The organism is Micromonospora sp. NPDC048905 (assembly GCF_040649655.1).
In the GTDB taxonomy this organism is placed as follows: Bacteria; Actinomycetota; Actinomycetes; order Mycobacteriales; family Micromonosporaceae; genus Micromonospora.
The window spans coordinates 73192-97567 of the sequence record NZ_JBEZFV010000019.1 but is presented as its reverse complement, the minus strand read 5'-3'; the positions used below and the strand labels follow the sequence as shown (position 1 = coordinate 97567).

Annotated in this window: 22 protein-coding genes; 16 read left to right on the top strand and 6 right to left on the bottom strand. The window is 72.0% G+C overall.

Annotated elements, in window-relative coordinates:
- Window positions 1-25 precede the first annotated feature (25 nt).
- On the bottom strand, window positions 26-1030 hold the full coding sequence (locus AB0C01_RS31715; RefSeq protein WP_357244166.1) for a hypothetical protein: 1005 nt from the start codon (window positions 1028-1030) through the stop codon (window positions 26-28).
- A gap of 486 nt (window positions 1031-1516) precedes the next feature.
- On the opposite strand from AB0C01_RS31715, the gene AB0C01_RS31710 reads away from it, so the two are divergent.
- The 9 genes from AB0C01_RS31710 to AB0C01_RS31670 all read left to right on the top strand — a co-directional run bounded on the left by AB0C01_RS31710 (window position 1517) and on the right by AB0C01_RS31670 (window position 13084).
- Complete coding sequence (locus AB0C01_RS31710) at window positions 1517-3565, top strand: TIGR03960 family B12-binding radical SAM protein (protein ID WP_357244169.1); 2049 nt, start codon at window positions 1517-1519, stop codon at window positions 3563-3565.
- 174 nt (window positions 3566-3739) lie between these two features.
- Window positions 3740-5503: a type VII secretion-associated serine protease mycosin gene (gene mycP / locus AB0C01_RS31705; RefSeq protein ID WP_357572878.1), complete on the top strand. Its 1764-nt coding sequence runs from the start codon at window positions 3740-3742 to the stop codon at window positions 5501-5503.
- Window positions 5504-5663: 160 nt separating this feature from the next.
- On the top strand, window positions 5664-6476 hold the full coding sequence (locus tag AB0C01_RS31700; RefSeq protein WP_357244175.1) for a TIGR03936 family radical SAM-associated protein: 813 nt from the start codon (window positions 5664-5666) through the stop codon (window positions 6474-6476).
- A gap of 131 nt (window positions 6477-6607) precedes the next feature.
- Window positions 6608-9646 (top strand): Rne/Rng family ribonuclease, encoded by a 3039-nt coding sequence (locus tag AB0C01_RS31695; RefSeq protein WP_357572877.1) that lies wholly within the window; start codon window positions 6608-6610, stop codon window positions 9644-9646.
- 116 nt (window positions 9647-9762) lie between these two features.
- Window positions 9763-10254, top strand: a complete 492-nt coding sequence (locus AB0C01_RS31690; RefSeq protein WP_357572876.1) for a hypothetical protein — start codon at window positions 9763-9765, stop codon at window positions 10252-10254.
- 166 nt (window positions 10255-10420) lie between these two features.
- Entirely contained in the window at window positions 10421-10735 is a 315-nt protein-coding gene (gene rplU, locus AB0C01_RS31685; protein ID WP_007464063.1) for a 50S ribosomal protein L21, read from the top strand.
- Window positions 10736-10746: 11 nt separating this feature from the next.
- Entirely contained in the window at window positions 10747-11001 is a 255-nt protein-coding gene (gene rpmA / locus AB0C01_RS31680) for a 50S ribosomal protein L27 (protein ID WP_007464062.1), read from the top strand.
- A gap of 93 nt (window positions 11002-11094) precedes the next feature.
- Window positions 11095-12564, top strand: a complete 1470-nt coding sequence (obgE, locus tag AB0C01_RS31675) for a GTPase ObgE (RefSeq protein ID WP_357244184.1) — start codon at window positions 11095-11097, stop codon at window positions 12562-12564.
- Between the two features lie 70 nt (window positions 12565-12634).
- Window positions 12635-13084, top strand: a complete 450-nt coding sequence (locus AB0C01_RS31670) for a GNAT family N-acetyltransferase (RefSeq protein WP_357244188.1) — start codon at window positions 12635-12637, stop codon at window positions 13082-13084.
- Window positions 13085-13087: 3 nt separating this feature from the next.
- On the opposite strand, the gene AB0C01_RS31665 is transcribed toward AB0C01_RS31670, so the two are convergent.
- Both AB0C01_RS31665 and AB0C01_RS31660 read right to left on the bottom strand, forming a co-directional pair.
- A complete protein-coding gene (locus AB0C01_RS31665; protein ID WP_357572875.1) occupies window positions 13088-13747 on the bottom strand; it encodes a DUF6766 family protein in 660 nt (219 codons plus the stop codon).
- A gap of 67 nt (window positions 13748-13814) precedes the next feature.
- The gene (locus tag AB0C01_RS31660; protein WP_357244194.1) at window positions 13815-14306 is read right to left on the bottom strand and encodes a DUF4383 domain-containing protein; all 492 of its coding nucleotides are present in this window, start codon (window positions 14304-14306) and stop codon (window positions 13815-13817) included.
- A 229-nt stretch (window positions 14307-14535) separates the two neighbouring features.
- Here AB0C01_RS31660 and AB0C01_RS31655 point away from each other — a divergent pair, with 229 nt between their 5' ends.
- From AB0C01_RS31655 to AB0C01_RS31645, 3 genes are read left to right on the top strand one after another with little or no spacing between them, the layout of a single operon-like run.
- Window positions 14536-15357: a hypothetical protein gene (locus AB0C01_RS31655; RefSeq protein ID WP_357572874.1), complete on the top strand. Its 822-nt coding sequence runs from the start codon at window positions 14536-14538 to the stop codon at window positions 15355-15357.
- A 31-nt stretch (window positions 15358-15388) separates the two neighbouring features.
- Window positions 15389-15856, top strand: a complete 468-nt coding sequence (locus tag AB0C01_RS31650) for a phage holin family protein (RefSeq protein ID WP_357244200.1) — start codon at window positions 15389-15391, stop codon at window positions 15854-15856.
- A complete protein-coding gene (locus tag AB0C01_RS31645) occupies window positions 15853-16503 on the top strand; it encodes a DUF3618 domain-containing protein (protein ID WP_357572873.1) in 651 nt (216 codons plus the stop codon). The genes AB0C01_RS31650 and AB0C01_RS31645 overlap by 4 nt, the downstream gene beginning before the upstream one ends.
- A gap of 101 nt (window positions 16504-16604) precedes the next feature.
- Here the strand turns inward: AB0C01_RS31645 and AB0C01_RS31640 are convergent, their stop codons facing one another.
- A complete protein-coding gene (locus AB0C01_RS31640) occupies window positions 16605-17684 on the bottom strand; it encodes a glycosyltransferase family 2 protein (protein WP_357572872.1) in 1080 nt (359 codons plus the stop codon).
- Window positions 17685-17843: 159 nt separating this feature from the next.
- Here AB0C01_RS31640 and AB0C01_RS31635 point away from each other — a divergent pair, with 159 nt between their 5' ends.
- Window positions 17844-18482 carry a cyclase gene (locus AB0C01_RS31635; protein ID WP_357572871.1) on the top strand — a complete coding sequence of 213 codons (639 nt, stop codon included), beginning with the start codon at window positions 17844-17846 and terminating at the stop codon, window positions 18480-18482.
- Window positions 18479-19648: a zinc-dependent alcohol dehydrogenase gene (locus AB0C01_RS31630; protein WP_357244212.1), complete on the top strand. Its 1170-nt coding sequence runs from the start codon at window positions 18479-18481 to the stop codon at window positions 19646-19648. The genes AB0C01_RS31635 and AB0C01_RS31630 overlap by 4 nt, the downstream gene beginning before the upstream one ends.
- 55 nt (window positions 19649-19703) lie before the next feature.
- Here AB0C01_RS31630 and AB0C01_RS31625 read toward each other — a convergent pair whose 3' ends face one another.
- A complete protein-coding gene (locus tag AB0C01_RS31625; RefSeq protein WP_357572870.1) occupies window positions 19704-20951 on the bottom strand; it encodes a cytochrome P450 in 1248 nt (415 codons plus the stop codon).
- A gap of 160 nt (window positions 20952-21111) precedes the next feature.
- Between AB0C01_RS31625 and AB0C01_RS31620 the strand changes: the two genes are divergently transcribed.
- Window positions 21112-21513, top strand: coding sequence for a hypothetical protein (locus tag AB0C01_RS31620; protein ID WP_357244218.1), 402 nt, complete (start codon window positions 21112-21114; stop codon window positions 21511-21513).
- 57 nt (window positions 21514-21570) lie between these two features.
- Here the strand turns inward: AB0C01_RS31620 and AB0C01_RS31615 are convergent, their stop codons facing one another.
- On the bottom strand, window positions 21571-21789 hold the full coding sequence (locus tag AB0C01_RS31615; RefSeq protein ID WP_030491749.1) for a DUF397 domain-containing protein: 219 nt from the start codon (window positions 21787-21789) through the stop codon (window positions 21571-21573).
- A 69-nt stretch (window positions 21790-21858) separates the two neighbouring features.
- Between AB0C01_RS31615 and pepN the strand changes: the two genes are divergently transcribed.
- Entirely contained in the window at window positions 21859-24375 is a 2517-nt protein-coding gene (pepN, locus tag AB0C01_RS31610) for an aminopeptidase N (protein ID WP_357572869.1), read from the top strand.
- Window position 24376 lies beyond the last annotated feature (1 nt).

Here is a 24376-nt window from a genome sequence, read left to right as displayed (position 1 = left end):
CTGATCAACGCTGGGTGGGTCGCGTTCAGGCCTTGGGTTGGATGATCTGGGCCCGCAGGGTGTTCAACAGGGCGGCGCTGTCGGCGACCGACAGCCGGGTGAACACTCCGGTGGCGATGCTGCCGTGATCGACAGAGGTGCAGACCACCACGTCACCGCCGTTGGACCGGCCGACCGCGCATCGCTCGTGCCGGCCCCGCACACCGGTGTCCACAACCTCGGGTGCGTCCAGCGCGTACCGCTCGGTGAGCCGGCTGATCTCGGCCTCCGCGTCCGACTCCGGGCTCCACCGGAAACCCGTTCCGCCGAAGACCGTCACCTGCTTGCCGCCCGAGGTGGAGTAGACACCGGCGAAGGTGCCCTCGGCCAGCAGGTGCTCCCCGCGTACCTCCTTCTCCAACTGTCGGGCGGCCTCCGCGCTGCGGCCGTCCTGCCGCAGCTTCAGATCGTCGACCTGGGCGGGCAGCGCGGCCTGCACCGGGTACTGGGCTGAGATCGGGAATCCGTAGTAGGCGGGGCAGCCGCAACAGCAGGCCAGGGTGAGCAGCAGCAACCAGGGCCAGCGGCGACGACGGCGAACCGGCACCGGCACGTACCCCTTGGGGGCCTGCCAGCCCGGCGGCGGCCCCGCCGGCGGCGCCACGGGCGGCGCGGCGGACCGCTTGCCCCGGCGCTGCTTCGGCGCGCTGGGCGGTGGCGTGGGCGGCGGCGTCGGCCGGGTCGGCATCCTGGGTCCGGTCGCCTGCGGTGGCCTCGGGGCCGCGGCCGGAGACACCGGGTGCGACCCGACCGAGCGAGCAGGCTGGCTGGGCCACTGCTTCGTCGCCGGCGGGGTCGGATGCGGCATCGTCGGGGGGAGCGGGGTAAGCGACGGCAGTTCGGCGGAGGGCAGGTCCCAGCCGCCGGTGTCCACGCCGGCCCACGGGTCGACAGGCGTCTGGTGCTCCGGCGGTCCCACGGGCAGGGGTGGCAGCGGGGTCGGCTCGGCCGACTCGCCCCAGACCGGTCGGCGTGGCAGCGGGGGTGGCACCGGCGCCGAGCCGCTCCACCTGGGCGCGGGGGGCTCCGGGGTGGTGGCGGGCTCGGGCCGGCCCGAGGCTGCCGGCTGATCCGGAGACTGGGGCTGCGTCGGAGGTGCCGGCTGGTCCGACGCTTCCGGCTGCGTCGGAGGGGCCGGTTGGTCTGACGGTTCCGGTTGGTCCGACGGTTCCGGTTGGTCTGACGCTTCCGGCTGCGTCGGAGGGTCCGGTTGGTCCGACGGTGCCGGCTGGTCTGACGCTTCCGGCTGCGTCGGAGGGTCCGGTTGGTCCGACGGTTTCGGCTGGTCCGACGGTACGGGTGGGGAGGCCGGCTGATCGGCGGCCGCCGGAACCCGGTCCGGCTCCGCGCCCGGGGTGCTCCCGTCGGCCGGCCGTGCTCCCGGCTGGGGCTCGGGCATGGCGGCAATCTCCTCTCGCGCCGGTCCGAGGTTAGTACCGCGTCGCCACCGCCGGGTGGGCGCGTACCCTTGGGCATCATGAGTGCCCCGTCCACGACGCCGCGCGCGGCCGCGACCAACTCTCGCGACGACTCCAGCTCGGCGGCTCCGACGCCGAGCCGTGACCTGGAGCCGTCCGTCTGGTCCCAGCTCGAGCCGCTGCTACCCCAGGTTTCCAAGCCCATCCAGTACGTCGGGGGCGAGTTGGGTGCGGTGACCAAGGACTGGGCCGCGGCGACCGTGCGCTGGGCGTTGATGTATCCCGACGCGTACGAGGTGGGCCTGCCCAACCAGGGCGTGCAGATCCTCTACGAGGTGCTCAACGAGCTGCCCGACACCCTCGCCGAGCGGACGTACGCGGTCTGGCCGGACCTGGAGACGCTGATGCGCACGCACGGCGTGCCGCAGTTCACCGTCGACGCGCACCGGTCGGTGCGTAACTTCGACGTGTTCGGCATCTCCTTCTCCACCGAGCTGGGCTACACGAACATGCTCACCGCGATCGACCTGGCCGGCATCCCGATGCTGGCCGCCGACCGCACCGACGCCGACCCGGTGATCGTGGCCGGTGGCCACGCGGCGTTCAACCCGGAGCCCATCGCCGACTTCATCGACGCCGCGGTGCTCGGCGACGGCGAGGAGGCGGTGCTGGAGATCACCGCGATCGTGCGGGAGTGGAAGGCCGAGGGTTCCCCGGGGGGCCGCGACGAGCTGCTGCTGCGGCTGGCGCGCACCGAGAGCGTCTACGTGCCGCGCTTCTACGACGTCGACTACCTCCCGGACGGGCGGATCCAGCGTGTCGTGCCCAACCGGGCGGACGTGCCGTTCCGGGTGCACAAGCGCACGACGATGGACCTGGACGCCTGGCCGTACCCGAAGAAGCCCCTCGTGCCGCTGGCCGAGACGGTGCACGAGCGGTACGCGGTGGAGATCTTCCGGGGTTGCACCCGGGGCTGCCGGTTCTGTCAGGCCGGCATGATCACCCGTCCGGTGCGGGAGCGGTCCATCACCACGGTCGGGCAGATGGTCCGCGAGGGCCTGGAGTTCTCCGGCTTCAACGAGGTGGGCCTGCTGTCGCTCTCCTCGGCCGACCACTCCGAGATCGGTGACATGTGCTCGGGCCTCGCCGAGCAGTACGCGGGCACGAACGTCTCGCTGTCGCTGCCGTCGACCCGGGTGGACGCCTTCAACATCGACCTCGCGCAGGAGTTGTCCCGCAACGGGCGGCGGACCGGCCTGACCTTCGCCCCGGAGGGCGGGTCGGAGCGGATTCGCAAGGTCATCAACAAGATGGTGACGAAGGAAGACCTGATCCGTACCGTCGTCACCGCGTACACCAACGGCTGGCGGCAGGTGAAGCTCTACTTCATGTGTGGCCTCCCCACCGAGACCGACGAGGACGTCCTCGAGATCGCGGAGATGGCCCACGAGGTGATCCGGGCCGGTCGGGCCGCCACCGGTTCCAAGGACATCCGCTGCACGGTCTCCATCGGTGGGTTCGTGCCGAAGCCGCACACCCCGTTCCAGTGGGCCTCGATGGAGCGTCCGGAGGTCATCGACCACCGGCTCAAGATCCTCAAGCAGGCCATCAACTCGGACCGCTCGCTGGGCCGCGCCATCGGCTACCGGTACCACGACGGTGAGCCGTCGCTGATCGAGGGACTGCTGTCCCGGGGTGACCGCCGGGTCGGCTCGGTGATCCGCAAGGTCTGGGAGAACGGCGGCCGGTTCGACGGGTGGAGCGAGCACTTCTCCTACCAGCGCTGGGTGGACGCGGCGGCCGAGACGCTGCCCGCGTTCGGGGTCGACCTCGACTGGTACACCACCCGGCAGCGCGAGGAGTTGGAGGTCCTGCCCTGGGACCACCTCGACTCGGGCCTGGACAAGGACTGGCTCTGGCAGGACTGGCAGGACTCGGTGAGCGAGTTCGAACAGGACGACTGCCGGTGGACGCCCTGCTTCGACTGCGGCGTCTGCCCATCGATGGACACCGAGATCCAGATCGGCCCGACCGGCAAGAAGCTGCTGCCACTCACGCCGCTGGGCGGCAACGGAATGAAGGTCCCGGCCGCCGACCACCCGGCCTGACCGCCCGCCGCCGGGGCAGCACCCGGCGGCGGTGACCGCTAGCCTCCACAGTCGACACCACACCCGCCGGGCCTCGTGCTCGGCGGGTGACTGGCGCTGACGGGGGATAGCGCGATGTCCGGTTTCTCCATGAACGCTGGCACTTCCCGGGCATCCTGCGGTGAGGACAGACGGATGAGGATGAACGTCGGAGCGATCCGGCCGGCCGCTGCCTGCCTGCTGGCGGGGTTCCTGGTGGTAGGTGCGGCCCAGCCGGCGGCCGCCGCGCCTCGGCGGGCCGAGCAGTGGTATCTGGACGAGCTCCGGATCGACCAGGCGCACAAGATCTCGACCGGGCGGGGCGTGATCGTGGCCGTGCTCGACAGCGGTGTCGAGGCCAGCCACCCGGACCTGCGGGGTCAGGTCCTTGCCGGTGGTCGCAGCTACGGCGCCTCCGGAGACGGTCGGGCCGACGAGAACGGCCACGGCACGCACATGGCCGGCATCATCGCGGCGAAGAGCGGCGGTCGCGACGGGGTGGACGGCATCGCCCCCGGCGCGAAGATCCTGCCGATCAAGATGGGCAAGGGCAGCGGGACCTTCAGCGACGGGGTGATCGCTCTCGGTATCCGGATGGCCGTCGACGGTGGCGCCAAGGTGATCAACTTGTCCGTCGGTGGGCCGGGCGTCGTCAGCCCGGAGGAAGAGAGCGCGATCAGGTACGCGCTGGACCACGACGTCGTCGTGGTTGCCTCCGCTGGCAACACGGCCAAGGGCGATGTCGGCGTCGCGCAACCGGCCAACACCCCCGGTGTGATCGCGGTTACCGGGACGACCAGGGGCGGCAGATTCTGGTCCGGCTCGGTCCAGGGGCCGGAGGCGGTGGTCGCCGCTCCGGGCGACGGCATCTACAACGCCAGCAACGAGGGGGGCTACGGCTGGGGCGACGGGACCTCCGACGCCACGGCGATCGTCTCCGGCCTGGCCGCGCTGATTCGGGCGAAATATCCGAATCTCAACGCCCCGAACGTGATCAACCGGATCATCCGGACCGCACGGGACTCCGGCCGGGCCGGGCGAGATCCGCAGTTCGGCTTCGGGCTGATCGACCCGCTGAAGGCGTTGACCGCGAACGTACCGCCGGTCACCACCAATCCGCTGCTCGGCCCGGAGGCGACCCCCAGCCCGGGCCCGATCATCACCGAGGCCGCGAAGGAGTTCGACCTCTCCCAGCACGGCGATCGCGGTGGTCCCACCGACCAGCAGGTCATGGTCGTGGTCATCGGTATCGCCGTGGCGCTGGTGCTGCTGCTGGCGCTTGTGGTGTTCCTCATCTGGAACCGCCGGCGCTACCGGCGGGAGGCGGTCCGGGCCGCCGCCGACATCCCGGACGAGGTGCTGGACCAGATGATCTCCGGCGGCTACCCGCCCCCGCCTCCTGGCTACGGCCCGCCTCCCGGCTACGCCCAGCCTCCTGGCTACCCGCCGCCTCCCGGGTATGCCGCATCGCCCGGCTACCCTCCGCCTCCCGGTTACGGCCCGCCTGCCGGGTATGCCCAGCCCTCTGGTTACGCCCAGCCTCCCGGTTACGGGCCGCCTCCCGGTTACGGCCCGCCTCCCGGTTACGCCCAGCCTCCCGGTTACGCCCAGCCTCCCGGTTACGGCCCGCCTCCCGGGTATGCCGCGTCGCCCGGCTACCCTCCGCCTCCCGGTCACGGCCCGCCCTCCGGGTACGCCCAGCCTCCGGGTCAGGCGCAGCCTCCCGGTTACGCGCAGCCTCCCGGGTATGCCCCGCCCCCCGGCCACCCCACGCCTCCCGGTTACCCCACGCCTCCCGGTAGCGGCTCGCCTCCCGCCGACCCCCCAGTTTCCGGTCATCCCTCGGCGCCCGGCCACCTTCTGCCTCCCGGGTACGGCCCGCCGGGCGGAGCTCCGCCCACTGGGCCGCAAGAGCGGTAACCGGTTCTGATCGTGATGGCCGGCTGGTGACCTTCCGGGGCCGCCGGCCGGCCATCAGGCTCCGCGGACGGGTGGTCACGACCCAGCCGGGCGGTTCGTACCCGCCTGTCCGGGCGCTCCGACCGCCCCGGCTGCGTACCGTCGGTGGCGCTGGGCCAGGATGGTCGGACACGCAGGTACACCCGAGGAGCCCACGATCGCCAAGAAGCCTCAACCCGAGGGCGGCCAGGCACCGGTCGTCCAGCGCGTCCGCATCCGGTACGCCAAGCGCGGGCCGCTGCGGTTCACCTCGCACCGGGACTTCGCCCGGGCGTTCGAGCGTGCGCTGCGCCGGGCCGCCGTGCCGGTCGCCTTCTCCCAGGGTTTCCACCCGCACCCGAAGATCTCCTATGCCAGCGCCGCGCCCACCGGGGTGGCGAGCGAGGCGGAGTACCTGGAGATCGCCCTTCAGGCCGAGGTCGACCCGGAGGCGCTGCGCGCCGCGTTGGACGCCGCGCTCTCGCCGGGGCTGGACGTCCTGGACGCCGTGATCGCCGAGGGGGGCAACCTCCCGGACCGGATCGAGGCGTCGCACTGGCACATCGAGTTGCCCGAGGTCGAGACCGAGGTGCTCCGCGCCGCGGTGGACGCCTTCCTCGCTGCGGACGAGGTGCTGGTGGAGCGGATGACCAAGCAGGGTCGACGCACCTTCGACGCCCGCGCCGCAGTGATATCGATCGATGTCCTCGCACCAACGCCGACGCCTTCCGGGGCGCCGGCCGTACCGTGTGCGATACTCGAACTGGTCGTACGGCAGGTCACCCCGTCCGTACGGCCCGATGACGTCCTTTCCGGCCTCCGCGTGGTGGCCGACCTGGAGCCGCCGGTTTCGCCGAGGGTGACCCGGCTGGCTCAGGGCACGTTGACCGCGCAGGGTGCGATCGTGGATCCGTTGGATGCGGATCGCGACGGGGCAACCATCGTTGGGCACTGACCGACGGTTGGTGTTCTGGCAGGCAGACTTCGGCGGTCGCGCACCACGCGCGCCCGGCGGAAACACTTTTGCGGCGACCCTGCGTGGCAGCGCTCACCCGCGCCCGGGGTAGCCAGAACTGGAGAACGTCCATGCTCGAGAACGAGCCCGAGGGCGGCGAACGGACCGGTTCACAGCCGGCCGGGGAGACCGCCGACCAGAGCACCACGGCCGACGGCGCTGCCGTCGCGACCCCCACCACGGCCGTCGGTTCGGCTTCGGTGGAGCCGGACGGCGCGCAGAGCGCCGAGCCCGCCGCGCCGGTACGGCGCGCCCGGGCGACCCGACGTCGCGCCGCCCCGCTGAGCCAGCCGGAGCAGACCGACGCTCCGGCCGAGGCGTCCACCAGCGAGGCCGCCAGTACCGAGTCGCCGCAGGCGGAGGTCTTCGCCCCGATCTCCGGCGACCAGGACGTCGCGCCCAAGACCCCCCGGCGCCGTCGTAAGGCGACCCCGGTCGAGACGACCGCCGAGGAGCCGCTCGTCGCGTCCTCCGCGGAGGTGGCCCCGGCCGACGTGGTTCCGCCGGTCAAGGTGACCCGTACCCGGCGCAAGAAGGCCACCCCGGCGGCCGTCGAGGAGCCGCCCGCGGTCGAGGAGCCGGTCGTCGAGGAGCCGGTCGCCGCCGAGGAACCGGTGGCCTCCGACCTTCGCGAGGCCGAGGCCGAGCTGAACGACATCCCCACGGCGACCCCCGCCGAGTCGCCCTGGACCAGCGCCGGCGAGGTGTCACCTGGTGTCGCCGTCTCCGGTGTGACAGCTGAGCCGATCGAGCCGGCCGAGGTCGAGCCGGAGCAGCCGCGTACCCGTCGTCGGCGGGCCGCGCTCTCCGCGCCCACCGTGCTGTTCATGGCTCCCCAGCCGGACGCCGTGCCGGTGACCCGGCCGGTCGAGCCCGCTCCCGTCGCCGAGGAGCCGGCGGTGGAGGAGGCCGCGGAGCCGTCCCGCCGCCGTCGGCGTGGTCGCCGCGAGGTCGAGCCGGTGGAGCCGATCGAGGCGATCGAGGCCGAGGAGGAGCCGACCGAGGAGGCCGACGAGGCCGCCGAGGCGGATGAGGACGACGAGGACAGCGCCGCCGCGCGCCGCCGCCGCCGGCGTGGTCGCCGGGGCCGGGGCCGGGGCAAGGGCGGGGCCGACGACGCCGAGGACGACGAGTCCGAGGAGGCGGCGCAGGCCGACGAGGAAGAGACCGCCGAGGTCGAGGGCGACGAGGACGAGGACAGCGAGGGCGGGGACGGCCTGACCCGCCGTCGCCGGCGTCGTCGTCGCCGGGGCGCGGGCGACACGGAGGGTGCCGCCGACGACGGCGTACCGACCGTGGTGAAGATCCGCGAGCCGCGCCGGACCGTCGACGAGGTGCAGGGCGTGTCCGGTTCGACCCGGCTGGAGGCCAAACGCCAGCGCCGCCGGGACGGCCGGGAGCAGCGGCGTACGCGGCCGCCGATTCTCAGCGAGTCGGAGTTCCTGGCACGCCGGGAGGCGGTCGACCGGGTGATGGCGGTCCGCCAGCGCGGTGACCGTACGCAGATCGCCGTTCTGGAGGACGGGGTGCTCGTGGAGCACTACGTCACCCGCAACTCCTCCGGCACGATGGCCGGCAACGTGTACCTGGGCAAGGTGCAGAACGTGCTGCCGAGCATGGAGGCGGCGTTCGTCGACGTCGGCCGGGGTCGCAACGCGGTGCTGTACGCCGGCGAGGTCAACTGGGACACCTCCGGTCTGGAAGGGCGGGCCCGCTCGATCGAGCAGGCGCTGCGCTCCGGCGACTCGGTGCTGGTCCAGGTCACCAAGGACCCGATCGGGCACAAGGGCGCTCGGCTGACCAGCCACATCGCGCTCTCCGGCCGGCACCTGGTCTACGTGCCCAACGGCAACGCGTCCGGGATCAGCCGCAAGCTGCCGGACAACGAGCGCAAGCGGCTGCGCGACGTGCTCAAGAAGCTGGTCCCGGACGGCGCGGGCGTGATCGTCCGCACTGCCGCCGAGGGCGCCAGCGAGGACGAGTTGGCCCGCGACGTCAAGCGGCTCCAGGCGCAGTGGGAGGACATCCAGGCCAAGGCCGCCGAGGGTGGCGCTCCGGCGCTGCTCTACGGGGAGCCGGACCTGGTCATCCGGGTCGTGCGGGACCTGTTCAACGAGGACTTCCGCGAGCTGGTCATCGAGGGCGAGCAGTCGTACGACATCGTCGAGTCGTACCTGTCGCACGTCTCTCCGGACCTGGTGGACCGGGTGCGGCGGCACGTCGGCACGAGCGACGTCTTCGCCGAGTACCGGATCGACGAGCAGATCATCAAGGGCCTGGACCGCAAGGTCTTCCTGCCCTCCGGCGGTTCGCTGGTGATCGACCGCACCGAGGCGATGACGGTGGTGGACGTCAACACCGGTAAGTACACCGGTTCCGGGGGCAACCTGGAGGAGACCGTCACCCGCAACAACCTGGAGGCGGCGGAGGAGATCGTCCGCCAGCTCCGGCTGCGGGACATCGGCGGCATCGTGGTGATCGACTTCATCGACATGGTGCTGGAGTCGAACCGTGAGCTGGTGCTGCGCCGACTCACCGAGTGCCTGGGTCGGGACCGCACCAAGCACCAGGTCACCGAGATCACCTCACTCGGCCTGGTGCAGATGACCCGTAAGCGGATCGGCGCGGGCCTGCTGGAGGCGTTCAGCGAGACCTGTGAGTGCTGCAAGGGTCGGGGCGTCATCATGCACACCGAGCCGGTGCCGGAGAAGGCGCGCGTTGCCGGTGCGGGGGAGAAGGTCAAGGCGGTCGCCTCCTCGGTGGCCGTCGCTCCGGCCGCCGCCGAGCAGGGCAGCACCTCGTCCCGTCGCCGGGCGCGCAAGAACGCACCGGCCGAGCGGGCCGTGGTCGAGGTCGTCGACACCGAGACCAGCGCCGAGCCGGACGCGGACTACCAGGACACCATGGGCTACGACCTGTCCCGCTACGAGTCGGAGACGGCCGCCGCACCGGCGATCTCCGACGCTCAGCAGGGGGAGTCGGCCCGGTTGGCCGCGGCGGACGACCCGGACGCGCTCGCCGACGGTGAGGGCGACGAGGACAGCACCGAGGGTGGTGCCGGTCGCCGCCGTTCACGCCGGGGTGGCGCACGTCGGCGGACGCGCCCCTGACCGCCTGACCGGCCAAGTGTTTGGCGAGGTCCCTTCTCCGGCAAAGTGACGGGGGAGGGACCTCGCCGTTGTGCCACTCCGGCCCAGGATCGACAGTCCCTGGTCAGGAGAAGAAGATGCGTCGTCTGCTCGCCCTCATCGCGCTTGGCACTGTGCTCTTCGACGTGTCCGGCTGTGCCGCCGACCGGCCGGGGGGCGTGGGGTCCGGTTCGGCCGGCGTGACCACCGGTGGCACGGCCTCCGGGCCGAGCGGCGTTCCGGCCAGTGGTGCCGCGGCGGGCGGCGCCACGCAGGTCTGTGTCGCCGCCCAGCAGGCCAGCACCACCGCCGTCCGGACGTATGTGGCTGAGCTGGGCCAGATGGTCGCGGCGGTGGGCGCCGGGGACAGCGGCACGGCCGAGGCTGCCCGCGTACGGGCCGAGGGGGCGTTGGCCGGCTGGCGGAGCGAGCTGCGTAAACAGGCGGAGCGGGCCACCGATCCGCAGCTCAAGACCCTGCTCACCGATCTCGGCACCGAGGTCGCCGCGCTCGGCGCCGATGTCGAGTCCATCGACGAGACCGAACTCGACAGGCTCCAGCAGCGCCTCGACGAGCTCTGCGCGCGCTGACCAGGGCAGGCCGGTTTGGGGTCCGGGCCGGCAATGGCGTACTCTTGCCTGCGGCCCACCTTTGGTGTGCCGAGTTCCCGTGTGCCCGCGCCGCCGTGCACTGCTACCCGGCGAGCCGCCGCGGGGACGACCGCCAGCAGCCTCAACGACAGGGAGTCCGCCTCCGATGTACGCGATCGTCAAGACCGGCGGCAAGCAGTACAAGGTCGCCGAGGGCGACGTGATCGAGGTCGAGAAGCTCACCGGTGCCCCCGGTGACGCGGTGAAGCTCACCGCGGTGCTCCTCGTCGACGGTGACGACCTGGTGACCGACGCGGCGAAGCTTGCCGAGGTCGCGGTGTCCGGCGAAATCGCCGCGCACACCAAGGGCCCGAAGATCCGGATCCACAAGTTCAAGAACAAGACCGGCTACCACAAGCGCCAGGGTCACCGCCAGCCGTTGACCCAGGTCAAGGTGACCGGCATCTCCAGCGGGAAGTAGGTCGTCCTCCAATGGCTCACAAAAAGGGTGCGTCCAGCTCGCGTAACGGTCGTGACTCCGCGGCCCAGCGACTCGGCGTGAAGCGCTTCGGTGGTCAGGTTGTCAGCGCCGGTGAGATCATCATCCGGCAGCGTGGCACCAAGTTCCACCCCGGTGACCTGGTCGGCCGTGGCGGCGACGACACGCTGTTCGCGCTGTCGGCCGGTGCGGTCCTGTTCGGCACCAAGCGCGGTCGTAAGACCGTCAGCATCGTTCCGCAGCAGTAGTTCTCCGGCTAAGCGGGCCGCGGACCTCCGGGTCCCGGCCCGCTTAGCTTTTTTCGAAGTGCGGGGTCGGACCTCGCTGGAAGGATTGACGCCGTGGCGACGTTCGTTGACCGGGTCGTTCTGCACCTGCAGGCCGGCGATGGCGGGCACGGCTGTGTCTCGATCCACCGCGAGAAGTTCAAGCCCTTCGGTGGGCCGGACGGCGGTAACGGCGGGCACGGCGGCAGCGTGTCCCTGGTCGTCGACCCGCAGGTCACCACCCTGCTCGACTTCCACTTCCACCCGCACGTCAAGGCCGACAACGGCAAGGGCGGCGCCGGGTCGAACCGGGACGGCGCCAACGGCCGCACCCTGATGCTGAAGGTGCCCAACGGCACGGTGGTGCAGACCACCGACGGCACCGTGCTGGCCGACATGGTCGGCGCCGGCACCACCTTCGAGGTGGCTCGGGGCGGCCGCGGCGGGCGGGGCAACGCGTCGCTGGCCAACGCCAAGCGCAAGGCGCCCGGCTTCGCCGAACTGGGCGAGCCCGGTGACCAGTTGGACGTCGTGCTGGAGCTGAAGAGCGTCGCCGACGTGGGCCTGGTGGGCTTCCCGTCGGCCGGCAAGTCGTCGCTGATCTCGGTGATCTCCGCCGCGAAGCCGAAGATCGCCGACTACCCGTTCACCACCCTCGTGCCCAACCTCGGCGTGGTCCGGATGGACAACCACACCTTCACCGTCGCCGACGTGCCCGGTCTGATCCCCGGCGCGGCCAGCGGCAAGGGGCTGGGCCTGGAGTTCCTGCGGCACATCGAGCGCTGCGCCGTGCTGGTGCACGTCATCGACTCGGCGACCCTGGAGCCCGGCCGTGACCCGGTCGCCGACATCGACGCCATCGAGGCCGAGCTGAGCCAGTACGGCGGGCTGAGCGACCGCCCACGGATGGTCGCCGTCAACAAGGTCGACGTGCCGGACGGCCGGGACCTTGCCGAGATCGTGCGCCCCGACCTGGAGGAGCGCGGCTACCGGGTGTTCGAGGTCTCCGCGGCCACCCGGGAGGGGCTCAAGGAGCTCACCTACGCGATGGCCGATCTGGTCGAGGCGCAGCGTAAGGCCGCGCCGCCCGCCGAGCCGACCCGGATCGTGATCCGGCCGATCGCGGTGGACGACGACGGCTTCACCATCACCGCCGAGGCGGACGGCTCGTTCACCGTTCGCGGTGTCCGGCCGGAGCGCTGGGTCAAGCAGACCAACTTCGACAACGACGAGGCGGTCGGTTACCTCGCTGACCGGCTCGCCCGGCTCGGAGTGGAGGACAAGCTGGCCAAGGCCGGCGCGGCGCCCGGTGATCTGGTGCGGATCGGCGAGCGCGAGTTCGACTGGAAGCCGACGCTCTACGCCGGCGTGGACTTCGTACCCGGCAACCGGGGCACCGACGTCCGGCTGGAGGAGAAGTCGAACCGGCTCTCCGCGGCGGACCGGCTCGCCGCCCGCAAGGCCCGCCGGGTGCGATCGGACGAGGTGGGCGCGGACTCGTCCGACGATCTCGACGACGACGAGTACGAGGACGACGCCGAGTAGTCCGTTGCGCTCTGTGATCGGGTTGATTTCCGGAAACCTTCGCGAAATCCACCCGTCCTAGCGTGGGGTGATGCTGATCGAGTCTCGGCCCGTCATCGATCCGGAGATCGCCGCCCTGCTCGTCGCCCAGCAGCGTGAGCTGCTCACGGCTGATGGCGGGTTGGATGGGCAGGTCTTCGTCCCCCACGACGACGTCCGCTACCTGGCGGCGGTGGTGCAGGGTCGCGCGGTCGCCTGTGGCGGGCTCCAGTCGATCGACGCCGGCACCGGTGAGATCAAGCGAATGTACGTCCGGCCCGCCTACCGGGGTCGGGGCATCGCCCGTCAACTGCTCGCCGCACTGGAGGAGTGCGCGTTCCGGCAGGGGCAGTCGGTGGTCTGCCTGGAGACGGGCACCTACCTGCCGGCCGCGATCGCGCTGTACACCTCGTCCGGCTATGACCAGATCCCGGTCTACGGCGAGTACGTGGGCAACCCGTACAGCATCTGTTTCGCGAAGCGGCTGCCGGTCGCGGCCTGACGCCTACGCGCCCGTGCTGGCGTGCGCGACGGTCACCGGCTTCGACTCGGGTGAGGCGTGCTGGCGCAGGACGATGCTCAGCAGGATCAGCGCTCCGACGGCGAGGAACTCGCTCTGCCAGTTCTGCATGGACTGGAACCAGAAGTCGCTGGTGCCGAGGAACTCCCACACGCCGATCGGCGGCGCGCCGCTCTGGAGCGCCTGCTCCTGGTTGTACGCGGCGGTGCCCCCGAACAGGTGGCCGACGAACGAACCGGCGAAGATCAGCAGCAGCGCGAGGGAGAGGCTGTTGCGGTAGATCACCAGCGGCAGGCCGCCGACGCGCACCGGCCAGGGTGACTGCGGCGTGGCCCGCCGCTCGTCGTCCTCCGGCCGGTCGGTCTGGTCCACCGGCTTCGACTCGGCCGAGCCCCGCTGCACCAGGTACGCGGTGAGCAGCACGTAGCCGCCCATCTGGAGGAACTCCGACTCCCAGTTCTCGAAGACCGACTCGGCGAAGTGCCCGCTGCCCAGGTACGCCGGCCAGCTCAGCGGCGCGGCCCCGAACTCGGTCAGCTCCTCGTTGTGGGTCTGCCAGCCGAAGACGCTCTGCAACACCAGGAAGATCAGGAACGCGCCCAGCATGGCGATGGCCAGGGCGTTGTCACGTAGCCAACGAGGCATGATCGCACCTCCATCCGCCTGTCGACTTACCCCGGCGGGCGTGACCGCGAAACCACAAAAGTCCAGTTCAGTGGCGGTCGGCCGGGTTGTCCAGGCGTCCGCCGGTGCCCGCCTGGTTCGACAGCAGCAGCCCGAGCGCGAGCATCCCGAAGCCGAGTGCGAGGTGCAGCCAGTTGTCGGCGTCGTTCACCGGCAGGATGTTCGCCCCGCTCTCCGGGTCGACGGCCTCGATGGCCAGGCCGTACAGCCAGAGCGCGAGATAGCTCGCCCCGCCGGCGGCCAGGAACACCCGGGCGCCGGCGACGCTGCGCGCCAGCACCAGGCCCACCAGCCCGTAGAGCAGGTGCACCGCGTTGTGCAGGATCGACACCTGGAACAGCCCGAGCAGTCGCGCGTCCGAGTGGTGCCCGGCGAATCTCAGCTCGCCGTAGTCGGTGGTGACGCCGGGAACGAAGCCGAGCACGCCGATCAGCAGGAAGACCCCGGCCACGACCAGCGCGGCCACCTGGACCCGGGGTCGAGGACCCGCCCGTCGGCCACCTCGCACGTCTCGTGCCATCGCTGCCCCCTCCGTGGCTCTGCCGGCCCTCGCGAACCGCACTGTCCGCAGCGGCGACATGACGCAGCCCGACGATCCTCCATTTTGAAGACCAACCGGTGGGCCGCGCAGAGAAATGCACGAAGAGGTATGGAAGCCGAAACGCAGGGTAGGTGAATGGTCAGCGGCGGCGGCAACGCGCCGCATCCCCCAGCACAACCGCGACGACTTTCTGAGCGGAAGGGAAATCATGTCTTACGATCTTTCACCCACGTCTTCCACGTACGGGCAGGAGTCGACGAACGGCGGTGGCGTTCGCGACCAGGTGCGCCAGGTCGGCTCCGAAGCCGCGCAGGCTGGCGGCGCGGTCGCGCAGACCGCGAAGGAGCAGGGCACCGAGGTCGGCCGCGAGGCGGCCCGGCAGGCTCGCAACCTGTACGGCGAGACTCGCACCCAACTCGCCAGCCAGGCCGGTGAGCAGCAGCGTCGGGCCGCCGGTGGACTGCGCTCGCTTGCCGACGAGATGCGTTCGATGGCCGAGCAGGGTGGTCAGGCCGGCCCGGTGACCGAGCTGGCCCGTCAGGCCGCCGACCGGGTGCACGGCGTCGCCGGCTGGCTCGAGCAGCGCGAGCCCGGCGACCTGATCACCGAGGTACGCGACTACGCCCGGCGCAATCCCGGCACCTTCCTGGTCGGCGCGGCCGTTCTCGGTGTGTTGGCCGGCCGGCTGACCCGGAGCGTCTCCGCCGCCGGCCACGACTCCGGCAACGGATCCTCGACCTACCGGGGTGCGGGGGCGTACGACCCGGAGCAGACCGTCGTCATCCCGACGCCGCCGCCGGCGCCCCGCGCGGTGCCGGACGCCGTCCCGCCGGGTGGCTACCTCGACCCGACCCCCGGCACGCGCACCGAGCCGATCTCCGGCGGCTATGCCGACCCGACGCCCGGCGGCTATGCCGACCCGAGCCGGGACGGTGCCTCGGAGTACTCCGGCACCGGGCAGCCACTGCCGCCGGTACAGCAGACCGACCCGCTACCGGGCGTTCCGTCCAGCGGCACCCCCCGTCCGTGAGCCGCCGAGTCATCCGAAGGGAGGCGACGGCATGACCACGCCGACGCAGGGGTCCGGCCTGGGCTCCGGATACCAACCCGACGCGGGTGCCCCGCACACCGCTGCGGAGGTGAAGGGCAGCTCCATCGGTGAGCTGATGCGCCAGGTGACGAGTGACCTGTCGACGCTGATGCGTCAGGAGGTCGAGCTGGCCAAGGCCGAGATCCGCCAGGAGGGCAAGAAGGCCGGCAAGGCCGCCGGGCTCTTCGGCGGGGCCGGCTTCGGCGGCTACATGGTGGCGCTCTTCGTGTCCATCGCCGTGTGGCAGTTCCTGGACAACGTCATGGACTCCGGCCTGGCCGCACTGATCGTGGCCGTCGTCTGGGCCGCGATCGGCGCCGTCCTCTACTCCATGGCGAAGAAGAACGCCCAGCACGTCCGCGGGCTCAAGCAGACAAACGACAGCGTGCAGCGGATCCCCGACGCGCTCAAGCCGCACCCGGAGGGAGTCACCCGATGAGCACCGATCCCGATCAGATCCGCCGGGAGATCGAAGCCACCCGTAACAGCCTCAGCTCCGATGTGGACGCGCTGGCGTACAAGGTCAGCCCCAGCCGCATCGTCGACGACCGCAAGCAGCGGGCCCGTTCCGCTCTGCAGAATGTGAGGGACAAGGTCATGGGAACCGCGTCTGACCTCGGCCACGGCACCGGCCAGGCGGCTCACTCGGTGGGCGACCGCGCCTCGTCGGCGGCGTCCAGCGTCAGCGACGCCGCGCACTCGGCGGCGACGACTGTCAGCGACGCCGCGCACAGCGCCCCGCGGGTGATCCGGCAGAAGTCCCAGGGCAACCCTCTCGCCGCCGGTCTGATCGCGTTCGGCGTCGGCTGGCTGGCCTCCTCGCTGATCCCGGCCTCCCGCCGCGAGCAGCAGGCCGCGACCCAGCTGAAGGAGCGGGTCGGGGAGCACACCGATGCGGTGAAGGACAAGCTGGGGGAGGTGGCCAGCGAGCTCAAGGAGGAGCTGCGCGAGCCCGCCCAGCAGGCCGCCCAGTCGGTGCGGTCCACCGCCCAGGACGCCGTGCACGCGGTCAAGGACGACGGCAGGTCGGCCGCGCACGACGTCAAGGACCAGGCCCAGCAGGCCCGGCACCAGGTCAGCCCCTGACCTCACCACCACCACGCCGACAGCTCGCGGCCACCGTCCCGGTGCCCGCGAGCTGTCGCGCTCCATCCCATGCCGCGCCGATCGGCCTGGGCCGTTGTCGACTACCGGCTGTCCTGCCCCGACCGGAAGCGCGCGATCGCGCGGGACAGTGCGCGGTGCGGGGCGGGATTGGCGGCTCGGCGGATCTGGGCGTCGCCGTAGCGGACGCCGCCGCGCAGGACCCGCTGGGCTACCGCCAGCCAACCGCACACCCCGCGCTCCACCAGCCAGAGTGGGGCCGCCAGGGCCGTGGTCGGCGGAAACACCCGGTCCCCGCCGGCGCGCCGGCGGCCCGCCTCGGCCAGCGCGACCACCCCGGCCGCCGCGCCGAGCAGCAACCTGGGCCGGCGCGCCGCGACCGCCGCCGCCAGCCCCGGCAGGACCGCGAGCGCGGTCAGCAGGCGAGCCGGCTGGGCCAGATCGTCGTACGCCTGACGGACCCGTTGACCGCGGAAGTGCGCGGCGTCCGGCGGCAGTCGACGGACGTACAGCCAGGCCGGCCTGGCCTCGACACCGCCGTACCCACGGACGGTACGGATCAGCTCCAGATTCTCGAAGAGCACGTCCGGGTCGTACCCGCCCATGGCGAGGAAGGTGCTGCGCCGCACCGCGAGGGTGCCCGGGTAGTCATCCCCGAGCGCTCGGTTGAGCAACGTCCGGCCGGTGTCCCACCAGGCGTGCCAGGGCAGCGGGTCGAAGTAGTTCTGCGGTCGGACCAGGTCGACCCGGGCCAGCAGCCGGTGCACGGCGCTCAGCCCGGCCTCGTCGTACCGGACGTCGTCGTCGGCGATCACCACGTGCTCGTGGGCCGCCGCGCGCACCCCCGTGCGTACGCCGAGCACCTTGCCGTTGAGCCCGCGCGCGGTGGCGTCGGGCGGGAGGTGCCGGACCAGTCCCCGCCAGGCGTCGGCGTGCCGCGCGAACACGTCCGGTGCGGATCCGTCGACCACGATCACCTCGACCCGGTCGGCCAGCCAGCGCAGGTAACCCGTCAGCTCGGTCAGGCCGGTGTCGGCGTGCCAGCGCAGCGGCAGCACGTACGTCATCGGCAGGTGGGCCGGCGTCGTGCCGGCACGGTCGTCTGCGACGCCGCACCCGCGGGCGGCGGGCCGGGCGTCACCAGGTGGGCTGAACAAGGACATCGACGTCCCTCCTCACCAGGACAGCTGTGTGTCGGTGGTCGAGCAGCACCTGCCCGCATTCCCGCCGATCAAACGGACATGTTGTTTCGACCGCCGGTCGCCGGGTAGCGCTGCCGGAAAGAGCTGTCCATGCCCGGATGTCCGGGTGGAGGAGACGAGATGACACACAACGGAACGAGATGGGCGGTGCTCGGCGTCACCGCGGTCACCGCGGTTGGTGTGGGACGGGCGGTGGCTCGCCGTCGGCACCGGCATCAGCCGGAGCGGCAGGACGGCTGGTACGTGGTACGTCGCGGGGTGACGGTGGACCGGTCCCGGGACGGCGTGATCGGGTTCTGGACCGACCGGGAGCGGCTGGACCGCGCGCTGGCCGGGTGGGCCACCCTGGAGCAGCTCGACGACCGGCGCTGGCGGTGCGTGGCCCGCGACCGGGCCGGCGGCGACACGGAGTGGCGCGCGGAGATCACCGTCGACGGACCGGGCGCGCTGCGGTGGCGGGTCGACGACGGGCCGGCACCGCAGGAGGGGCGGATCGAGCTGGCCGACGCCCCCCAGGGGCGGGGCACCGAGATCCGGGCCGAGCTGCGGTACCGCTCGGGCCCGGTGCGCCGCGTGTTCGGCCTGATCGGCGGCGACGACCCCGATCTGGCGCTGCGCGACACCCTGCGGCGGGTGAAGGCGCTGATCGAGTGTGGCCAGCTGATGGACACCCGGGACGACCCGTCAGGCCGTAGCCCGAGGCAGGAGAGGGCGACCGACAAGGTGCGGGAGAAGTTGATGACGGGAGGCCGGGCGTGAGGGCACTGTGTTGGGAAGGCGTCGGCAAGCTGGCGGTCCGGGACGTGCCGGAGCCGCAGATCCGTGCCGAGGGGGACATCATCGTCCGGGTCCGGGCCAGCAGTGTCTGTGGCTCCGACCTGCATCTGATCAACGGGTACCTGCCGGCGATGCGGGAGGGCGACATCCTCGGCCACGAGTTCATGGGCGAGGTCGTGGAGACCGGTCCCGGCGTACGACGGCACCAGGTCGGTGACCGGGTGGTGGTCGGGTCGGTGGTCGCCTGCGGTGGCTGCTGGTACTGCCGCACCGAGCAGTACTCGCTCTGCGACAACTCCAACCCCCAGCCGGTGTTCACCGAGAAGCTGTGGGGGCACTCACCGGCCGGCATTCTGGGCTACTCGCACGCGGCCGGCGGCTACTCCGGGTCGCACGCCGAGTACATCCGGGTGCCGTTCGGCGACATCGGCGCGTTCGGGGTGCCCGACGGGGTGCCGGACGACTCGGTGGTGTTCGCCTCCGACGCCATGCCCACCGGATGGATGGCGGCGGACTTCTGTGGGCTCACCGGTGGCGAGGTGGTGGCCGTGTGGGGTGCCGGCGGTGTCGGTCAGATGGCGGCCCGGTCGGCGCAACTCCTCGGCGCCGAGCGGGTCATCATGATCGACCGATTCCCGGACCGGCTCGCCACCGCCGCCGAGCGGGTCGGGGTCGAGACGATCAACTACGCCGAGACCGACGTGTTGGAGGCGCTGCGGGAGCTGACCGCCGGGCGCGGGCCGGACGCGTGCATCGAGGCCGTCGGCATGGAGTCGCACGACGTCGGGCCGACCTACGCGTACGACCGGGCGAAGCAGGCGACGCGGTCGCAGACCGACCGCCCGACCTCGGTCCGCCAGGCGATCATGGCGTGCCGTAAGGGCGGCACGGTGAGCATCGTCGGCGTGTACGCCGGCCTGGTCGACAAGTTCCCGCTCGGCGCGGCCATGAACAAGGCCCTGGTGCTGCGGATGGGGCAGATGCACGCGCAGCGCTACATCCCGATGCTGCTCGACCGGCTCGCCGCCGGCGAAATCGATCCCGGCTACCTGGCCACCCACCCCATCTCGCTGGAGCAGGGCGCACACGGCTACGAGCTGTTCGAGAAGAAGCAGGACGGCTGTCTTCGCAGCGTCCTGCACCCCTGACCCGCCGCACGCGGCCGCCTCGCCGGTCACCCCGGAACGATCGGCGAGGCGCAGGTCAGGTGGTGCGCCGGACGTTGCTGAGGGTCAGGCCGAGGGGCGGCAGCGCCGGCATCCGGTGCAGGTCCAGGGCCAGGTCCTGGACGGGTACGTCGTAGCGCATGGCGCTGGTCAGGTTGGTGACCGCCCGCTTCATCAGGTCGATGGTGATCCACTCGCCCGCGCACCGGTGTCCGGCCCAGTGGTCACCGCCGCCCTGCGGGATCAGCTCGAACGGGTCCACGCGTCGTCCGGCGAACCGTTCCGGGCGGAACAACTCCGGTTGCGGCCAGAGGGTCGGGTGGTGGTTGGTGCCGTACAGGTCGAGCAGCACCCGTCGACCCCGCGGAAAGTGGTGGCCCTGCCAGTCGAAGGAGTGCTTGACCCGGGCCGCCGCGATCGGGAAGAACGGGTAGTAGCGGCGTACCTCCTGGACGAAGTTCCCGGTGGCCTCGTCGTCGCCGCGGACCCGGTCCCGCCAGCTCGGATGGTCGTGCAGGGCGAGCGCGGCGAACGCGATGTACTGGTCCACGGCGACCACCGGCCGCAGCACGTTGAGCAGCTCCACCGCCGCGATCCGCCGGGGGAGTAGCTGGCCCCGCCGGTCCCGGTGCTCGGCGATCACGGCCAGGGCGCTCCCGGGCGGCGCCGGGAAGAGACCGATCCGGGTGCGTTCGATGAGGCCGGCGAGCCAGCGTTCGGCGCGGTGCCGGGCGAGTCGTCCCCGCCAGTGCCGGGGTCCGAGCACCGCCGGCCCTTCGATCATCGCGTGCAGGTCGACGGCGCGTCGCTCGACCTGCGACGTGGGCAGCGGCACCCCCGCCCAGGCGCAGACCACGCGGGTGAGCAAACGGCCCAGCTCGTCGTAGAGCGGCAGCGGCCCGGCGGCCTCCCAGGCGGGGATCCGCGCCTGCCACTCGTCGTCGAAGAGTTGGCCGAGGTGCCGGATGGCGGTCGGCGTCATGATCGACATGAACATGGCCTTGCGGTCGGTGTGCTCCGGGCCGTCCAGCCCCTGCACACCCCGCCGCCCGGTGAGGGTCCGCTGCACCCGCAGCGGCATGGCGGTCGCGCGCTGGAAGCGTTCGGTGTCGTAGAACAGCATCGCCGCCGGCCGGCCGCGCAGGCAGATGGTCGGGGCGAGCAGGATCCGGGTCTGGAACACGTCGCTGCCGTACCGTTCGCAGCGTTCGCCGATGAACCGGTAGCCGGCGCGGAGCAGGGCGAGAGTGCTGTCCGGGCTGCGGTCAGCCGGCATGGTCGCCATCGGGTCTCCTCACGCGCGGGTGCGGCCGGGCACCGCCGGGCCGGATGCGGGTACCCCCGTCGCCGCCGCTGAATCCCCGCGCCGACGGCACGCCGGCTGGCCCCTCCCAGGAGCGGCGGAATTTGGTTGGCTGCTGGTGGGACAACCACGGGGAGGGCGGATGCGCGACAACACATCGCCGCACTGGCGGCAGCGGCGAACGGTCCGGGCACCGGGCGGCGGCCGGGACGGGCGGCCTCTGATCGGGCCGCCTCGGCGACCCGATCGGCCGCACCGATTCTTCACCGTGCACCTGGGCTTCACCGCGCCCACCGTGGTCGAGGCCCGCGAGCTGGCCGTGGCGTACGCGGAGGCGTTGACCCTGCTCCGCCCGGAGGTGGCGCTCGGCGCGGCGGCCCTGTCGCCGGCCGACGCCTGGCAGCGGGCCGAGCGGCTGTTCTGCGGTGCGGTCGGCCCGGACGGCGAACGCTGCGTCGACGTGGCCGGTCATCCCGGCTTCCACCACGCCCCGGGGCCCGGCGGTCTCGGCTGGGGCGACGGCGACGGCCCCGTCCGTGGCTGACCGCCAACCCGGGTCACCCGTCCCGGGTCGGCGGCCACCGCACACCGGTCGGCGCGATCAGTCCAGGTCGAACTCACCGTCCTGCGCGCCGGCCACGAACGCGTCCCACTCGGCCTGTGTGAAGACCAGCACCGGCCCCTCGGGCTCGGCCGAGTTGCGCATCCCGATCAGGTCGTCGACGAAGGCGACCTCGACGGCGCTGTCGGAGGTGTCCCCTTCGGCCCGCTGCCAGACCGCCCGAGAGAGGTCGAAGTCGCCCTTGGGGTGCTGCGCCATTGTTCTTTCCTCCAGTGCCGAGGGTCGTGTGGTGACCGTGAGTCGATCCCCATCGGGCAGGATAAGCGGATGCCGAGCCTGACCCGTGTAGAGGCGACCGCGCGTGGCGCGGCGATTACTGTCGAGTCCTATCAGGTGGACCTCGACCTGACCGTCGGCGCGGAGTTGTTCCGCTCGCACGTCGAGATCCGGTTCCGGGCCACCCCCGGCACCGCGACTTTCGTCGAGCTCAAGCCCGCCAGACTGCTCGCGGTACGCCTCAACGACCGCGACCTCGACCCCGCCCTGCTGACCGACAACCGGCTGCCGCTCACCGACCTCGAAGCGGACAACACGCTCGTCGTCGAGGCGGAGATGGCGTACTCCAACGCGGGTGAGGGGATGCACCGCTTCGTCGACCCGGCCGACGGCGAGACCTACCTCTACGCGGTGAGCTTCCTCGACAACGTGCAGCGCATCTTCGCCGCGTTCGACCAGCCCGACCTCAAGGCTCCCGTCGTCCTGTCGGTGACCGCGCCGCCGGAGTGGACGGTCTCCAGCAACGCCGAGGTGGCTGCCACGCCGGCCCCGGGTCGGTGGGAGTTCGCCCCCAGCGCGCCGCTGGCCACGTACTTCTTCTCGCTGATCGCCGGTCCCTACCACGTGCGGCGGGCCGAGCACGACGGCGTGCCGCTGGGCATCTACTGTCGCCGGTCGCTCGCCGAGCACCTGGACGCCGACGCCGAGGAGATCTTCACCGTCACCCGGCAGTGCCTGGACCGGTTCCACCAGCTCTTCACCGAGCGCTACCCGTTCGGCAAGTACGACCAGGCGTTCGTGCCGGAGTTCAACGCCGGCGCCATGGAAAACCCGGGCATCGTCACCTTCCGCGACGACTACGTGTTCCGCTCGGCGGTCACCGACACGCAGCGGGAGTCGCGGGCCACCACGATCGCGCACGAGATGGCGCACATGTGGTTCGGCGACCTGGTCACCATGCGCTGGTGGGACGACCTGTGGTTGAACGAGTCCTTCGCGGAATACCTGGGCACCCGGGTCACCGCCGAGGCGACCCGCTTCGACCAGGCCTGGACGACCTTCGCCATGCGCCGCAAGGCCTGGGGATACGCGGCCGACCAGCGGCCCTCCACCCACCCGGTCGCCCCGCCGGAGGTGGCCGACGCCGACGAGGGCCTGCTCAACTTCGACGGCATCTCGTACGCCAAGGGTGCCAGCGTGCTGCGGCAACTGGTCGCGTGGCTCGGCGACGAGGCGTTCCTCGCCGGCCTGAACGCGCACTTCGCCGAGCACCGCTTCGGCAACGCCACGCTCGCCGACCTGCTGGTCAGCCTCTCCACCTCCAGCGGCCGGGACCTGTCCGGTTGGGCCGACGTGTGGTTGCGGCGACCGCAGGTCAACACCCTGCGCGCCGAGGTCACCGTCGACGCCGACGGCCGCTACACCGACGTGGCCGTGGTGCAGACCGCGCCGGAGTCCCACCCGGTGCTGCGCCCGCACCGGATCGGCGTGGGCCGCTACGCGGCGGACGGCACGGTGCACCGCGACGACCTCGACATCGACCCCGCGGCCGACGGTGGCCGGACCGTGCTGGGGGCGTTGGCCGGCACGCCGGCGGCCCGGCTGTTGCTGCTCAACGACGGTGACCTCACCTACGCCAAGGTGCGCCTCGACCCGGCGTCGGCGGAGGCGGTCGCGCTGCTGCTGCCCCGCCTGGCCGACCCGCTCACCCGCGCGCTCCTCTGGGGCGAGGCACTGGACGCGGCGACCGACGGGGAGCGGCCCGTCATCGGCCTGGTCGACCTGATGGCCGCCGCGCTGCCCACCGAGACCGAAGTGATCATCGCGGAGGACGTGCTCACGCTCAGCCGGTCGTTGGTGGACCGCTACCTCGACCCGCTGGCCCGGTCCACGGCGTTGGCCCGGGTCGCCGGGGCGTGCCAGCGGCTGCTCGACAGCGCGCCGGCGGGAGAGTCCTTGCAGTTGGCCGCCGCGCGGGGGTGGATCGGCGCGACCACCGACGCGGACCTGCTCGTCGGCTGGCTCGCCGGCCGGGACGTGCCAGCCGGGCTGCGGGTTGACGCGGAGCTGCGCTGGGCGGTGCTGCACCGGTTGGTGGTGCTGGGTGCCGCCGGCGAGGCGGAGATCGCCGTCGAGGTAGCCGCCGACAACAGTTCCACGGGCGCGGAACGGGCCGCCCGCTGCCGGGCCGCCCTGCCCGACCCGGTCGCGAAGAAGACGGCCTGGGACATCATCGTGCGGGACGCAGAGCTGTCCAATCGCCTGCTGGAGGCGACCGCCGAGGGGTTCTGGCAGCCCGAGCAGGTCGAGCTGACGGCCGCGTACGTCGAGCGGTACTTCACCGACATGCCGGCGGCCGCGCGCCGACGTACTCCGTGGACGGCCGACCGGGTCGCGAAGCTGGCGTTTCCCCGCTACGCCGTGGCGCAGCCGACCCGGGAGGCGGCCGCGGCGCTGCTGGCCCGCGACGACCTGACTCCCGGCCTACGTCGGGTGGTCACCGACTCCGACGACGACCTGCGCCGTGCGCTGGTCGCTCGCACGGCGGTGGCGGCCGCGGCGGCGTAGG

Bases quoted from the DNA above. Each gene is read 5' to 3' on its own strand.
- AB0C01_RS31710 (WP_357244169.1), top strand. From the start codon at position 1,517: ATGAGTGCCCCGTCCACGACGCCGCGCGCGGCCGCGACCAACTCTCGC.
- mycP (WP_357572878.1), top strand. From the start codon at position 3,740: ATGAGGATGAACGTCGGAGCGATCCGGCCGGCCGCTGCCTGCCTGCTG.
- AB0C01_RS31700 (WP_357244175.1), top strand. From the start codon at position 5,664: ATGGTCGGACACGCAGGTACACCCGAGGAGCCCACGATCGCCAAGAAG.
- AB0C01_RS31695 (WP_357572877.1), top strand. From the start codon at position 6,608: ATGCTCGAGAACGAGCCCGAGGGCGGCGAACGGACCGGTTCACAGCCG.
- AB0C01_RS31690 (WP_357572876.1), top strand. From the start codon at position 9,763: ATGCGTCGTCTGCTCGCCCTCATCGCGCTTGGCACTGTGCTCTTCGAC.
- rplU (WP_007464063.1), top strand. From the start codon at position 10,421: ATGTACGCGATCGTCAAGACCGGCGGCAAGCAGTACAAGGTCGCCGAG.
- rpmA (WP_007464062.1), top strand. From the start codon at position 10,747: ATGGCTCACAAAAAGGGTGCGTCCAGCTCGCGTAACGGTCGTGACTCC.
- AB0C01_RS31670 (WP_357244188.1), top strand. From the start codon at position 12,635: ATGCTGATCGAGTCTCGGCCCGTCATCGATCCGGAGATCGCCGCCCTG.
- AB0C01_RS31665 (WP_357572875.1), bottom strand. From the start codon at position 13,747: ATGCCTCGTTGGCTACGTGACAACGCCCTGGCCATCGCCATGCTGGGC.
- AB0C01_RS31660 (WP_357244194.1), bottom strand. From the start codon at position 14,306: ATGGCACGAGACGTGCGAGGTGGCCGACGGGCGGGTCCTCGACCCCGG.
- AB0C01_RS31655 (WP_357572874.1), top strand. From the start codon at position 14,536: ATGTCTTACGATCTTTCACCCACGTCTTCCACGTACGGGCAGGAGTCG.
- AB0C01_RS31650 (WP_357244200.1), top strand. From the start codon at position 15,389: ATGACCACGCCGACGCAGGGGTCCGGCCTGGGCTCCGGATACCAACCC.
- AB0C01_RS31645 (WP_357572873.1), top strand. From the start codon at position 15,853: ATGAGCACCGATCCCGATCAGATCCGCCGGGAGATCGAAGCCACCCGT.
- AB0C01_RS31640 (WP_357572872.1), bottom strand. From the start codon at position 17,684: ATGTCCTTGTTCAGCCCACCTGGTGACGCCCGGCCCGCCGCCCGCGGG.
- AB0C01_RS31635 (WP_357572871.1), top strand. From the start codon at position 17,844: ATGACACACAACGGAACGAGATGGGCGGTGCTCGGCGTCACCGCGGTC.
- AB0C01_RS31625 (WP_357572870.1), bottom strand. From the start codon at position 20,951: ATGGCGACCATGCCGGCTGACCGCAGCCCGGACAGCACTCTCGCCCTG.
- AB0C01_RS31620 (WP_357244218.1), top strand. From the start codon at position 21,112: ATGCGCGACAACACATCGCCGCACTGGCGGCAGCGGCGAACGGTCCGG.
- AB0C01_RS31615 (WP_030491749.1), bottom strand. From the start codon at position 21,789: ATGGCGCAGCACCCCAAGGGCGACTTCGACCTCTCTCGGGCGGTCTGG.
- pepN (WP_357572869.1), top strand. From the start codon at position 21,859: ATGCCGAGCCTGACCCGTGTAGAGGCGACCGCGCGTGGCGCGGCGATT.